General features: G+C 61.6%; 10 protein-coding genes. 5 read left to right on the forward strand and 5 right to left on the reverse strand.

All coding sequences use genetic code 11. The features are described from left to right. Positions 1-237: 237 nt before the first annotated feature. The gene (locus CD58_RS09000) at positions 238-1,257 is read left to right on the forward strand and encodes a quinone-dependent dihydroorotate dehydrogenase (RefSeq protein WP_025212691.1); all 1,020 of its coding nucleotides are present in this window, start codon (positions 238-240) and stop codon (positions 1,255-1,257) included. A 339-nt stretch (positions 1,258-1,596) separates the two neighbouring features. Here the strand turns inward: CD58_RS09000 and rmf are convergent, their stop codons facing one another. Then, positions 1,597-1,812 (reverse strand): ribosome modulation factor, encoded by a 216-nt coding sequence (gene rmf, locus CD58_RS29135; protein WP_003223300.1) that lies wholly within the window; start codon positions 1,810-1,812, stop codon positions 1,597-1,599. Between the two features lie 531 nt (positions 1,813-2,343). Between rmf and rlmKL the strand changes: the two genes are divergently transcribed. Beyond that, positions 2,344-4,614 carry a bifunctional 23S rRNA (guanine(2069)-N(7))-methyltransferase RlmK/23S rRNA (guanine(2445)-N(2))-methyltransferase RlmL gene (gene rlmKL, locus CD58_RS09005; RefSeq protein WP_025212692.1) on the forward strand — a complete coding sequence of 757 codons (2,271 nt, stop codon included), beginning with the start codon at positions 2,344-2,346 and terminating at the stop codon, positions 4,612-4,614. A gap of 145 nt (positions 4,615-4,759) precedes the next feature. Beyond that, a complete protein-coding gene (locus CD58_RS09010; protein ID WP_025212693.1) occupies positions 4,760-7,147 on the forward strand; it encodes a GGDEF domain-containing protein in 2,388 nt (795 codons plus the stop codon). Between the two features lie 148 nt (positions 7,148-7,295). Here CD58_RS09010 and dacB read toward each other — a convergent pair whose 3' ends face one another. After that, a complete protein-coding gene (gene dacB, locus CD58_RS09015; protein ID WP_025212694.1) occupies positions 7,296-8,762 on the reverse strand; it encodes a D-alanyl-D-alanine carboxypeptidase/D-alanyl-D-alanine-endopeptidase in 1,467 nt (488 codons plus the stop codon). Positions 8,763-8,995: 233 nt separating this feature from the next. Between dacB and CD58_RS09020 the strand changes: the two genes are divergently transcribed. After that, a complete protein-coding gene (locus tag CD58_RS09020) occupies positions 8,996-9,340 on the forward strand; it encodes a YggL family protein (RefSeq protein ID WP_025212695.1) in 345 nt (114 codons plus the stop codon). Between the two features lie 92 nt (positions 9,341-9,432). Here the strand turns inward: CD58_RS09020 and CD58_RS09025 are convergent, their stop codons facing one another. Further along, the gene (locus CD58_RS09025) at positions 9,433-10,623 is read right to left on the reverse strand and encodes a benzoate/H(+) symporter BenE family transporter (protein WP_025212696.1); all 1,191 of its coding nucleotides are present in this window, start codon (positions 10,621-10,623) and stop codon (positions 9,433-9,435) included. A gap of 243 nt (positions 10,624-10,866) precedes the next feature. Between CD58_RS09025 and CD58_RS09030 the strand changes: the two genes are divergently transcribed. Further along, positions 10,867-11,631: a GntR family transcriptional regulator gene (locus tag CD58_RS09030; RefSeq protein ID WP_025212697.1), complete on the forward strand. Its 765-nt coding sequence runs from the start codon at positions 10,867-10,869 to the stop codon at positions 11,629-11,631. 130 nt (positions 11,632-11,761) lie between these two features. On the opposite strand, the gene guaD is transcribed toward CD58_RS09030, so the two are convergent. Together guaD and xdhC are read right to left on the reverse strand one after the other, a co-directional pair. Beyond that, positions 11,762-13,066 carry a guanine deaminase gene (guaD, locus tag CD58_RS09035; protein WP_025212698.1) on the reverse strand — a complete coding sequence of 435 codons (1,305 nt, stop codon included), beginning with the start codon at positions 13,064-13,066 and terminating at the stop codon, positions 11,762-11,764. A 19-nt stretch (positions 13,067-13,085) separates the two neighbouring features. Next, the gene (xdhC, locus tag CD58_RS09040; RefSeq protein WP_025212699.1) at positions 13,086-13,928 is read right to left on the reverse strand and encodes a xanthine dehydrogenase accessory protein XdhC; all 843 of its coding nucleotides are present in this window, start codon (positions 13,926-13,928) and stop codon (positions 13,086-13,088) included. Positions 13,929-14,031 lie beyond the last annotated feature (103 nt).

Here is a 14,031-nt window from a genome sequence, read left to right on the forward strand (position 1 = left end):
GTAAAAAAAGCGCCGTACCCAGCGCTTGCCGGGGCAGGCCGGATGACGACGCCGTTGTCCTTTAAAACAGTGTGGCACTCATTCCGCCATTGGCATGGGCGCCGATGAACGAAAAGGGTGCAAGGCATATGCCAGTGCGTGCCTCATCACCTTTCCCAAAGCCAGGGTTCTCGCCGGTCGCCCTCCTGCCCGGTATAATCCCGTCACTTTTTATCGCCCAGAGAGTCAAACCCGCCCATGTACACCCTGGCCCGTCAGCTGTTGTTCAAACTTTCCCCGGAAACCTCTCACGATCTGTCCCTGGACCTGATCGGCGCGGGTGGGCGTCTGGGACTTAACAGCTTGCTGTGCAAGGCCCCGGCGAAAGTGCCGGTGACGGTCATGGGTCTGGAGTTCCCCAACCCGGTCGGATTGGCGGCAGGCCTGGACAAGAATGGCGCGGCCATCGACGGGTTCGCCCAGCTGGGATTCGGTTTCGTGGAAATCGGTACCGTCACGCCGCGCCCGCAGCCGGGTAATCCCAAGCCACGGCTTTTCCGCCTGCCCCAAGCCGAGGCGATCATCAACCGCATGGGCTTCAACAACCTGGGGGTCGATCACTTGCTGGCTCGGGTGGCCGCCGCCAAGTACAAGGGCGTGCTGGGCATCAACATCGGCAAGAATTTCGACACCCCGGTGGAGCGCGCCGTCGACGATTACCTGATCTGCCTGGACAAGGTCTACGCCCATGCCAGCTATGTGACCGTCAACGTCAGCTCGCCGAACACCCCGGGGCTGCGCAGCCTGCAGTTCGGTGATTCCCTCAAGCAACTGCTGGCCGACTTGGCCCGGCGGCGCGCCGAGCTGGCGGTGGTGCATGGCCGGCATGTGCCGCTGGCGATCAAGATTGCCCCGGACATGACCGACGAAGAAACCACCCAGGTTGCCCAGGCCCTGATCGAGACGGGCATGGACGCGGTGATCGCCACCAACACGACGTTGGGTCGCGAAGGTGTCGAGGGGCTGGAGCACGGTGATGAGGCGGGTGGGTTGTCTGGCGCGCCGGTGCGTGACAAGAGCACCCACACCGTGAAGGTCCTGGCCGCCGAACTGGCGGGGCGCTTGCCGATCATCGCGGCGGGCGGGATTACCGAAGGCCGGCATGCCGCCGAGAAAATCACCGCCGGGGCGAGCCTGGTGCAGATTTATTCGGGCTTTATCTATAAAGGGCCGGCGTTGATTCGTGAGTCGGTGGATGCTATCGCGGCGTTGCGTTGATTGATCTTTGGAAATCCATGGTGGCGAGGGGATTTATCTGTGGCGAGGGGATTTATCCCCGTTGGGCTGCGCAGCAGCCCCCCGAAAGAACACCTACCCGATCAACCTGACACACCGAGGCGGTAGTTATAGGGGCTGCTGCGCAGCCCAGCGGGGATAAATCCCCTCGCCACAACTGTGTTCACAGCTCCGGTAGGAGTGGTGTTTATCAGAATCCAGGCATTAAAAAGGGCTCCTCGAAGGAGCCCCCTGGGCCGTAGCCCGCCGTCCGGGTGGGACGCGCGTGGTTAAATCAATGTGGATATCAAATTGTCGAGTTCTTGAGTGTTTAGCCCTGTGTCAGCCGACGGCGTGAAGTTCGTTGAGTCTATGGATACCCGCAGTGCCGGTCATACCGTCCCAGTTGTCGCCGCGTCCTTCTCGCCAGCCATTGATCCAGGCTTGACGTACTGACGGTAGAGTAAAGGGGCAAAGCTCACGGGATTTACCACCAACGCCATATTGGTAACCGCGTAAAAATGCTCTTTCCAACGGATCACGCTTAAGTCTTCTCATAGGGTGTTGCCCTCACTTGTTGACTGTTGCTTAGCGTCGACCTCTATCGAGGCCGGGGCAGAATCATTCTGCCGTTGGTGGCTCGTTGCCGGCGTGACGAGCCGAGGTGTTGACGCCGTTGCGACGTCAACCTGTGTTGAGTTCTAACCAAAGCGTCACATGGATGGAATGATCGTTTTGTCATAAGCACGTAACGATAAAGATGTTAGGGCGATAAGTAACTTCATGTTCGTTGACCGCTTTTGAGCAAGACCCCTGTATGATCGGCCCTGCGCCAAAGGGGACCGGCTTTCCTTGAATGAGAATGTCCTCCCGTTGCACTCGGGTACTATTCGACGAAAGGGGCGAGTTTTCACAATTTGTTGCACAGAATTTTTTATCTGCCCTCGCATCTAAGCTCTTTTAACCTGAGCGGCGAGGGCGGCACGGCACACATTCGTGCCACACGGGTGCTCTTGAGAAAAGCACCTGATTGAACCCGGCCCGGCAATGCGTTGCCCGGTCCACTTAGCCAAAGGCTCTGGAAATCCCATGTCCGATCGTTTCGAACTCTTCCTCACTTGCCCCAAGGGCCTCGAAGGCCTGCTCATCGAGGAAGCCGTCGGGCTTGGCCTTGAAGAGGCGCGCGAGCACACTTCGGCGGTGCGCGGCATGGCCGACATGGAGACGGCGTATCGCCTGTGCCTGTGGTCGCGCCTGGCCAACCGCGTGTTGCTGGTCCTCAAGCGTTTTCCAATGAAGGACGCCGAAGACCTGTACCACGGTGTGCTGGATGTCGACTGGCAAGACCACATGCTGGCCGATGGCACCCTGGCGGTGGAGTTCAGCGGGCACGGCTCGGGCATCGATAACACCCATTTCGGCGCCTTGAAGGTCAAGGACGCCATCGTCGACAAGCTGCGCACCCCGACGGGCGAGCGGCCGTCCATCGACAAGCTCAACCCGGACTTGCGCATTCACCTGCGCCTGGACCGTGGCGAAGCCATTCTCTCCCTGGACCTCTCCGGCCACAGCCTGCACCAGCGCGGCTATCGCCTGCAGCAAGGCGCCGCGCCGCTGAAGGAAAACCTCGCCGCGGCGATCCTGATCCGCGCCGGCTGGCCGCGCATTGCCGCTGAAGGCGGGGCACTGGCCGACCCGATGTGCGGTGTGGGCACGTTCCTGGTGGAAGCCGGGATGATCGCCGCCGACATGGCGCCGAACCTGCGTCGCCAGCAGTGGGGCTTCACCGCCTGGCTCGGCCACGTGCCGGCGCTGTGGAAGAAGCTCCATGAAGAAGCCACCGCCCGCGCTGACGCCGGGTTGGCCAAGCCACCGTTGTGGATTCGCGGCTACGAAGCCGATCCACGGCTGATCCAGCCGGGCCGTAATAACGTCGAGCGTGCGGGCCTGAGCGAGTGGATCAAAATCTATCAAGGCGAAGTCGCCACGTTCGAGCCGCGTCCGGACCAGAACCAGAAGGGCCTGGTGATCTGCAACCCGCCGTACGGCGAGCGTCTGGGCGACGAAGCCAGCCTGCTTTACCTCTATCAGAACCTCGGCGAGCGTCTGCGCCAGGCGTGCCTGAACTGGGAAGCGGCGGTGTTCACCGGCGCTCCGGACCTGGGCAAGCGCATGGGCATTCGCAGTCACAAGCAGTATTCGTTCTGGAACGGTGCCTTGCCCTGCAAGCTGTTGCTAATCAAAGTGCTGCCGGATCAGTTCGTGACCGGCGAGCGTCGTAGCCCGGAACAGCGTCAGGCCGAGCGTGAGCAGGCTGCCTATGATCAGGCGCCTGAAGTCCCGCAAGAGCGCCAGTACAACAAGAACGGCAACCCGATCAAACCGACTCCGGCACCGGCCCCCGTTGTGGAGCAGGCGCGGTTGAGCGAAGGCGGGCAGATGTTCGCCAATCGCCTGCAAAAAAACCTCAAGTTGCTGAGTAAGTGGGCCAAGCGTGAAGGTGTGGATTGCTACCGGGTCTACGATGCCGACATGCCGGAATATTCCATGGCCATCGACCTGTACCACGATTGGGTACACGTCCAGGAATACGTCGCGCCAAAATCCATCGACCCGGAAAAGGCCTCGGCCCGGCTGTTCGACGCCTTGGCGGCGATTCCCCAGGCCCTGAACATCGACAAGAACCGCGTGGTGATCAAGCGTCGCGAGCGTCAGAGCGGCACCAAGCAGTACGAGCGCCAGAGCGCCCAGGGCAAGTTCACCGAGGTCAACGAAGGCGGCGTGAAACTGCTGGTCAACCTCACCGATTACCTGGACACCGGGCTGTTTCTCGACCACCGGCCGATGCGCCTGCGGATCCAGAAAGAAGCGGCCGGCAAGCGCTTCCTCAACCTGTTCTGCTACACCGCGACCGCCAGCGTCCACGCCGCCAAGGGCGGTGCGCGCAGCACCACCAGCGTCGACTTGTCGAAAACCTATCTGGATTGGGCCCGACGCAACCTGTCGCTCAACGGGTTTTCCGACAAAAACCGCCTGGAGCAGGGCGATGTGATGGCCTGGCTCGACGCCAGCCGTGACGAGTACGACCTGATCTTCATCGACCCGCCGACCTTCTCCAACTCCAAGCGCATGGAGGGGGTGTTCGACGTGCAGCGCGACCATGTCCAACTGCTGGACTTGGCCATGGCTCGCCTGGCGCCGGGCGGCGTGCTGTATTTCTCCAACAACTTCCGCAAGTTCCAGCTCGAGGACAACCTCGGCGAGCGCTACGCAGTGGAAGAGATCACCGCCAAGACCATTGATCCGGATTTTGCCCGCAACGGCAAGATTCATCGAGCCTGGAAGATCATGGCGCGTTGACCCGTAGCTGATTGGATCCACGAAGCCTTGTAATTCAAGGCTTCTGGCCTTGTCAGGGGGCTGGCCAAAGTGATGGCGAATAGCTATAACTTAGGCTGTGTCCAGGGCTGTGCCTATGCCTGGCTCCTTTCCCTGAGTTGTATTTATGGCATTGCATCAGGTACGCCCCAGAATCCTGGGCTTTATCAGCGAAGACGTATCGGCCTGGCTGGTGGCTTCGTTGGTCTTGCTGGCCGGTACGTTCCTGACCGGCTTGCTGGCCTGGGCGATGATGAACCTGTCCCAACAGCAGTTAAGCCAGCGCTTCGAGTTGCAAGCCGAAGAGCGCTTCAGTCGCCTTGAGGAGCGTTTCGAGGGGCAGGAGCAACGCCTCGACAGCCTCAGGCGTTTCTTTGCTAACTCGCAAGGGGTTTCCAACGATGAATTCCGCGGCTACGCCGACGCGCTGTTGCGGCGTACCCGCGCCTTCGTCTGGGCGCCGAGGGTGCTTCGGGGCGAACGGCAATCGTTTGAACAGCTGGCACGGGCCGAAGGGGCAGACAGCTTTGCTATCCGTGAGGCCGATGACACCGGTGGTTTGCGGCAAGCCGCTGAGCGGGACGAATACGCGCCAATGCTCTATATCCAGAGCCAGGCGTCCTCCGGGTCATTGTTGGGGTTGGATCTACTGGCCGACCCATTACGCCGTGCCACGCTCGAGCGGGCTCGCCAGCGTGGCGCTCTGGTGGTCTCGCAGCCATTGGATCTGATGGGCGGCGACCCGGGCTTTACGCGTGGAGTTTTGCTGGTTGCACCGGTCACCAGGGCATCGGCGAAGGAGCCGTTCGGCTACGTGGTGGCGGCCATCAGCATGCGCCAGTTGGTCGGTGATGGCCTGCCGGAGTCCGGTCATGACAACCTTTCGATGCGTGTCCTGGATTTGTCCACGGATGATCGGGAGGAAATACTGTTCGAGTCCCCCGACCCAGCGGCCGACAGCGATTTGTCGGCGACCCGTCTGTTACGTCTGGCCGATCATGACTTTCGGGTGGAGTTGCGGCCCAGCAGCACCTTTCTGGCGACCAACCATTCCACCGCAATGAGCCTGGTGGTGCTGGGCAGTTTGCTCAGCCTGTTGCTCAGCGCCTTGCTCTACGTGTTGGTCAGCCAGCGGCAACGGGCCCTGAAACTGGTGGAGCAACGGACCCAAGAACTGCGCGCCCGTGAACAAGAGTTGCGCGGTACCCATGGGCAGTTGCGGGGCGTGCTGGATGCCGCGACCCAAGTCGCGATCATCGCCACGGACCTGCGCGGTGTCATCACCACGTTCAATGCCGGCGCTGAACAGATGCTCGGCTATGACAGCAGTGAGGTCCTGCACAGCATGACGCTCGAGGGCCTGCACGTTCCGCGCGAACTCCAGGCCCGGGCCGCGCAGCTCGGCGCGCGTTATGGCAAACCGATCCCTACGTGCCACGCCATGTTGGTCGAAGGGGGCGAGCAGGGTGGCCAACAGGCCCGGGAATGGACGCTGGTGCGTCGCGATGGCAGCCACTTGACCGTGAACATGCTGGCCACGCCGATGCTCGATGACCAGGGGCTGTGGGTCGGGCATCTGGCGATCTGCATCGATATCACCGAACGCAAGCGCGTCCACGAGGCCCTGGCCGCCCGGGACCTGTTGTTGAAAAAACTCAGCGCCCACGTTCCCGGCGGTATTTATCAGTTCAAAATGGATTTCAATGGCCGCTTCAGCGTGATCTATGCCAGTGACGGCATTCGCGAGATCTACGAGCTGGAGCCCGATGTGTTGGTGGCAAACGCCGAAGCAGTGTTCTTGCGCATTCACCCGCTGGACAACGCCCGGGTTCGCGCCTCGATTCGTGCTTCGGCCGATACCTTGAGCCCGTGGCGGGAGGAGTACCGTGTGCAGTTGCCCCTGCGTGGCCTGCGATGGGTGCGCGGCGAGGCCACGCCTGAGGAGTTGCCCGGCGGTGGAGTTCTGTGGCACGGCTATATCTCGGATATTTCCGATCTCAAGCGGGTGGAAGAGGAGCTGCGGGCCTTGTCGGTGACCGATGCCTTGACCGGCATCCGCAACCGGCGCTATTTCCAGGAGCGCCTGACCTCGGAAATGCTCCGGGTCGAACGCGGCTCTGGCGAGCTGGCGGTCATCATGCTCGACATCGATCACTTCAAGCGTATCAATGATCAGCACGGCCATGCCGTGGGCGACCGCGTATTGCAGGCGGTTTGCCAGCGCATTGCCCAGCGGCTCAGGCGTACCGACGTGTTCTGCCGGCTGGGCGGGGAGGAGTTCGTGGTGCTGTGCCCTGACACCGACGGTACCAGCGCCTATGCATTGGCCATTGGCCTGTGGGAAGGCCTGCGCGGTGCGCCGATCGATGACGTGGGTATCGTCACCGCCAGTTTTGGTATTGCCAGTTGGCGTGTCGGGGAGGGCGCGGATGCGTTGCTGTTGCGGGCTGACTCAGGCGTGTATGCGGCCAAGCAGGCCGGACGGGATCGGGTCGAGTCGCAGCCGGGGGCGTAGGCGGGTACTCGGTCAACTGTGGGAGCGGGCTTGCTCGCGAAGGCGGTGTTACATCCAACAATTTCGTTGACTGACACACTGTCTTCGCGAGCAAGCCCGCTCCCACATGGGGTCTCTGGTCGCCGCTAACCTTTGGCGAATCGAGAACTCAGAGCACCGAAGCCGTCTGCGGCAATTTTGGCTGGCGGTACAGGTCCAGCAGCACCTGGTCCAGCACCGACGAAGCGCCCCAGGGTTTCGGGTCGTTGAGGATTGCCACCACCGCCCAGGTGTTGCCATTGATGTCACGGCTGAAGCCGGCGATGGCGCGGACGGTGTTCAGGGTGCCGGTCTTGACGTGGGCTTCACCGGCCATGGCGGTGGTCTTCAGGCGTTTGCGCATGGTGCCGTCGGTGCCGGCAATCGGCATCGAACTGATGAACTCCGCCGAATATGGGCTGCGCCAGGCGGCCTGCAGCATCGCGGCCATTTCCCGGGCGCTGACCCGCTCGGCGCGGGACAGGCCGGAGCCGTTCTCCATCACCAGGTGCGGCGCGGTGATGCCTTTCTTGGCCAGCCACTGACGCACCACCCGTTGCGCCGCCTTGGCGTCGTCACCGTCGGCTTCGTTGCGGAACTGCGCGCCGAGGCTCAGGAACAATTGCTGCGCCATGGTGTTGTTACTGTATTTGTTGATGTCGCGGATGATCTCCGCCAGGTCCGGCGAGAACGCCCGGGCCAGCACCTTGGCGCTGCTCGGGGTCGGGGCCAGGCGGTCCTTGCCCTGGATGCTGCCACCCAGTTCTTTCCAGATCGCCCGCACCGCACCGGCGGTGTAGGTGGCGTGGTCCAGCAGCGACAGGTAGGTCTGGGAGCTGCAACCGTCACCCAGCTGGCCGCCGACGGTCACGGTCACGCTGCCGTCCGCCTGGGGCACCGGGTTGTAGCGTACGCCGCCGGTGCATTGCTTGGAGTTGACCGCCTTGACCTGGTTTTCGATACGGATGCTGGCAATCGGCGGTTCCACCGACACCAGCACGCGGCCGCCGTCATTGCGGGCGACGAAGCGCAGGGCCTTGAGGTTGACCAGCAGCGAGTCGGGCTTGACCAGGAACGGTTTGTTTTCGTCGTTGCCGTCGTCATTGAACTCGGGCAATTGCGGCTGGATGAAAAAACCGCGGTCGAGCACCAGGTCGCCGGTGACTTGCTGCACGCCGTTGGCCCGCAGGTCACGCATCAGCAGCCAGAGCTTTTCCATGTTCAGCTTGGGGTCGCCGCCACCCTTGAGGTACAGGTTGCCGTTGAGAATGCCACCGCTGAGGGTGCCGTCGGTGTAGAACTCGGTTTTCCACTGGTGATTGGGGCCGAGCATTTCCAGGGCTGCGTAGGTGGTCACCAGTTTCATGGTGGACGCCGGGTTCACCGAGACATCGGCGTTGTGCAGGGTCGGGGTGCCGGGGCCGTTGAGCGGGATCATCACCAGGGACAGGGCATCGTCTTGCAGCTTGCTGGCCTTGAGGGCTTTTTGCACGTTGGGCGACAGGGCGGTGTTGATCGTGGCGGCGCTGGTGGTGACAGGGAGGGCCAAGGGAAGGAGAAGGCTGGCCAGAAGCAGTGGACGCAAAGATTTGATCATGTGAAATAAAACCCTACGGGCGAGGGGAAAAAAACGAGGACATGGAAATGAACGCCCTCAACGGTCACGAAAGTGTCGGCATTATGCCCCAAGGTGCGACGGCTTGTGCCGTGCCTGAGCCCTTCCAGGCGCTATTTTTTTACCGACGGTAGGTCGACGCACCCGATCAGTCGGGCAATCGACGCACCAAACTGGTAAAGTGCCGGCCGTTATTACTTATGAGGATTGTTCCAATGGCGACTAACCGTTCCCAGCGTCTGCGCAAAAAACTGTGCGTGGATGAATTTCAAGAGCTGGGTTTCGAACTGAACCTGGATTTCAAAGAAGATCTGGCCGATGAGGCTATTGACGCTTTCCTCGACGCTTTCCTGAAAGAAGCCATGGAAGCCAATGGCCTGGGCTATGTCGGCGGCGACGACTACGGTCTGGTTTGCCTGCAGAAGCGTGGCTCGGTGACCCAAGAGCAGCGTGCAGCCGTTGAGGCCTGGCTCAAGGCGCGTCCTGAGCTGACCAGCGTTGAAGTCAGCCCGCTGATGGACGTCTGGTACCCGGAAAAGCCGATCAATCCGGTCGCTTGATGTTCCGATGATGTTCCGAAACCGGCAGCCCGTATGGGTGCCGGTTTTTTTGTGCCTGTCTGTTGGGTTGATCGTTCCCAGCGTGGGAACGATCAATCCTTGCGCCAGTTCAGGATCACCAAGGTCAACACCCCCGCCACAATTCCCCAGAACGCCGAGCCGACGGAAAACAGCGTCAGCCCCGATGCCGTGACCATGAAGGTGACCAGCGCCGCTTCCCGTTCCCGGGCTTCGCTCATGGCGATGCTCAAGCCATTGATGATCGACCCGAACAATGCCAGCGCCGCGATGGACAGCACCAGTTCCTTGGGCAGCGCCGCGAACAACGCCGCCAGCGTCGCGCCGAACACCCCGGCAATCCCGTAGAAAACCCCGCACCAGACCGCTGACGTGTAGCGCTTGTTGCGATCTTCATGGGCGTGCGGCCCGGTGCAGATGGCCGCGCTGATGGCCGCCAGGTTGATGCCATGGGAGCCGAACGGGGCCAATAGCAGCGAAGCGATACCGGTGGTGGTGATCAACGGTGAGGCCGGCACGTTGTAACCGTCGGCCCGCAGCACGGCGATGCCGGGCATGTTCTGCGAAGTCATCGCCACCACAAACAGCGGAATGCCGATGCTGATGGTGGCCGCCAGGGAAAAGTGCGGGGCGGTCCAGACCGGTGTTGCGACTTCCAGGGCGAAGTTGCTGAAATCCAGCAATCCCAACAGCCCGGACAGCGCCGTGCCGATCAGCAGCGCCGCCAGCACGGCGTAGCGCGGCGACAGGCGCTTGACGATCAGGTAGGTGAAAAACATCCCCAGTACCAGGCCGGTGCGATGTTGGGCGGCAACGAAAATCTCGCTGCCGATCTTGAACAGGATCCCGGCCAGCAATGCCGCCGCCAGCGAGGCTGGAATGCGTTTGACCAGGCGCTCGAAACTGCCGGTCAGGCCGCAGATGGTTACCAGCACCGCGCAAGTGATGTAGGCGCCGATGGCCTCGCCATAACTCACGCCGCCCAGGCTGGTAATCAGCAAGGCCGCACCCGGTGTCGACCAGGCAATGGTGACCGGCGTGCGATAACGCAACGACAGGCCAATGGAGCACACCGCCATGCCGATGGACATCGCCCAGATCCACGACGAAATCTGCCCGCTGCTCAGCCCCGCCGACTGCCCGGCCTGGAACATCAGCACCAGGGAACTGGTGTAGCCGGTCATCATGGCGATGAACCCGGCGACAAAAGCTGAGGGCGAGGTATCGGCCAACGGACGAAGTGGCGTGGTCGTGACTTCGGTCATGGTGGGTGGTGGTCCTTGTTGTAGATTGGCTGGACTGGATGACGCCACAGATTTGGGTTTAAAGCTTAAACTCAACGTAGTTGCCGATTGCAATACAGCCATGCCCGCAAACAGCCATACAGTCGTGTTGCCATCAGAGGTTGTGTACAATCGCCGTGTTGTTTACGCGATACTTGCCAGCGACCCGCTGTGCCGTATTACAGTCACGGTCAATTCGCCGCAGTTCTCCCGACCCGAGTGCCCATGAACGAACAGTTGCAGCCCCTCAAGAAACAACCGCGAGCAGGTAAAGCCGGCCGCAGCGGAACCCAGGACGATATTGTCTATGCGCACATCTTCGAGGCCATCCTCGAGCAGCGCCTGGCGCCCGGGACAAAGTTGAGCGAAGAGGCACTGGGGGAAATTTTCGGGGTCAGCCGCACGATCATTCGCCGGGCATTGTCACGCCTGGCCCATGAAGGGGTGGTGTTGCTGCGGCCCAATCGCGGCGCCGTGGTGGCCAGCCCAAGTGTCGAAGAGGCCCGCCAGGTGTTCCTGGCCCGGCGCCTGGTGGAGCGGGCGATCACCGAACTGGCGGTGCAGCACGCCACGGCCGAACAGCTGGCTGAATTGCGGCAGATGGTCAGTGACGAGCGCGACAGTTTCTCCCGCGGTGACCGCGGCGCCGGCATCCGTCTGTCGGGCGAGTTTCACCTCAAGCTGGCCGAAGCGGCAAAAAACGCCCCGCTGATCAGCTTCCAGCGCAGCCTCGTGTCCCAGACGTCGCTGATCATCGCCCAATACGAAAGCGGCAACCGTTCCCACTGCTCCTATGATGAACACACCCAGCTGATCGACGCCATCGAGGCGCGTGACGCCAAGCTGGCGGTGGACCTGATGATGCACCACATGGACCACATCGACAGCAAGCTCAACCTCGACGAAGAAAGCGCGTCGGATGATTTGCATGCGGTGTTTTCGCATCTGTTGCAGAGCAAGAAACCTGGGCGCTCGACGGCCAAGCTCTGATTGAGTGGCGTCAGTGGCACCGCGTCGGCTTCATCGCGAGCAGGCTCGCTTCCACATTGGATTTAGGGTGCCTACATATCCCTGTGGGAGCGAGCTTGCTCGCGATAGCAATCCAACAGCCAATAAAAATCTACCGATGATGTACTAACCGGCCAGCCGCATACGTCTGCGCCACTGTCCGGTCATCCCCCAGCGTCATCAACACAAACAACCGCTCGGCAATGTCCCGGGCCTGCTTCAGGCGATAATCCAGCAGCGGCGTGGCGTTGTAGTCCAGCACCAAAAAGTCCGCATCCGTGCCCGGCTGCAAAGTCCCGATCCGGTCTTCCAGGCGCAAGGCCCGGGCGCCGCCGAGGGTGGCCAGGTACAGCGATTTGAACGGGCTCAGTCGCACGCCCTGTAGCTGCATCACCTTGTAGGCTTCGTTCAGGGTCTGCAGCAGCGAAAAGCTGGTGCCGCCGCCCACATCCGTGCCCAACCCCACGTTCACTTTGTGTTTTTCGGCCATCGGCAGGTTGAACAGGCCGCTGCCGAGGAAAAAGTTCGAGGTCGGGCAGAACGCAATGGCCGAACCGGTCTCGGCCAGGCGTGCGCATTCGTCGTCGCACAAATGCACGCCGTGGGCGAACACCGAACGCGCGCCGAGCAGTTGGTAGTGGTCGTAGACGTCCAGATAACCCTTGCGCTCGGGAAACAGCGCCTTGACCCATTGCACTTCCTGCAAGTTTTCACTGATGTGGGTCTGCATGTACAAGTCGGGATATTCCCCCAGTAGCTGACCGGCCAGGGTCAGTTGCTCCGGGGTGCTGGTGGGGGCGAAGCGTGGGGTCACGGCGTAATGCAGGCGGCCCTTGCCGTGCCAGCGCTCGATCAGCGCCTTGCTCTCGGTGTAGCTGGATTCGGCGGTGTCGGTCAGGTAGTCCGGGGCGTTGCGGTCCATCATCACTTTGCCGGCGATCATCCGCAGGTCGAGCTTCTCGGCCACTTCGAAAAACGAATTCACCGATTGCGGATGCACACTGCCAAACACCAACGCTGTGGTGGTGCCGTTGCGCAGTAGCTCCTTGACGAAAATATCGGCCACCGCGTCGGCGTGGGCCTTGTCGGCAAACTGGCCTTCGCAGGGGAAGGTGTAGGTGTTGAGCCAGTCCAGCAACTGCTCGCCGTAGGCGCCCACCATGCCGGTCTGCGGCAGGTGGATGTGGGTGTCGATGAAACCGGGGGTGATCAGTGCATTCTGGTGATGGACGACTTCGATGTCCGCCGCCAGGGTTGGCAGCAGGTCGTGGGCGTGGCCGATGGCGCTGATCTGGCCGTTTTCTACCACCAGCAAACCGTCTTCGAAATATTCATAAGACGCTTCGATGCCGACTTCGGCGGGATCGGCGAGGCTGTGGAGCAGGGCGGCACGGTAGGCTTTACGTGTCAGAGGCATGGGAATTCTCAACGAGGGTTCAACGGTTCGCCTGGCTGCGGCGCGAGACCGGCAGCAGTTTGGCAATCGGTTCGGCGCGGGCGGTGTGCTGGCCGAAATCCGCGTTATAGGTGGCGATGATTTCGCCGGCGATAGAGATGGCGATTTCCACCGGCAACTTGCCTTTGACTTCGCCGATGCCCATCGGGCAACGCATGCGTTGCAAGGTGCTGCTGTCGAAGCCGCGATCACGCAGGCGATGTTCGAACTTGACTCGTTTGGTCTTCGAGCCGATCAGGCCGAAGTAGGCGAAGTCGTTGCGCTTGAGGATCGCGGCGCTCAATTCCAGGTCGAGCTGATGGTTGTGGGTCATGACGATGCAGTAGCTGCCGGCGGGCAATTCGTCGACTTCATCCAGTGGCTCTTCGCTCACGATCTTGCGCACACCGTGGGGCAGATGTTCGGGGAATTCCGCCTCCCGCGAGTCGATCCAGCGCACCTTGCAGGGCAGGCTCGCCAGCAGCGGTACCAACGCGCGACCGACATGGCCGGCACCGAATACGGCGATCTGCGCTTGCACCTGGCCCATGGGTTCGAACAGCAATACGGTCACGCCGCCGCAGCACTGGCCCAGGCTGGCACCAAGGCTGAAGCGTTCCAGATGAGTGTTCTGCTGGCCGCTGGCAAGCATTTGCCGGGCGATCTCCATGGCCTTGTATTCCAGGTGCCCGCCACCGATGGTGTCGAAGATCTGGCTGGCGCTGATGACCATTTTCGAACCGGCGTTACGCGGGGTCGAGCCGAGTTCCTCGATGATCGTCACCAGCACGCAGGGTTCACCGCGGGTTTGCAGGTCGGCGAGGGCGCTGATCCAGTTGTACATATTCACCTCGACATCTCTTTTGTCTGTTCGGCCGCCTTCGCGAGCAAGCCCGCTCCCACATTTGGATCGCGGTCCCCTGTGGGAGCGAGCTTGCTCGCGATCG

Source organism: Pseudomonas brassicacearum (assembly GCF_000585995.1).
Lineage (GTDB): Bacteria > Pseudomonadota > Gammaproteobacteria > Pseudomonadales > Pseudomonadaceae > Aquipseudomonas > Aquipseudomonas brassicacearum_A.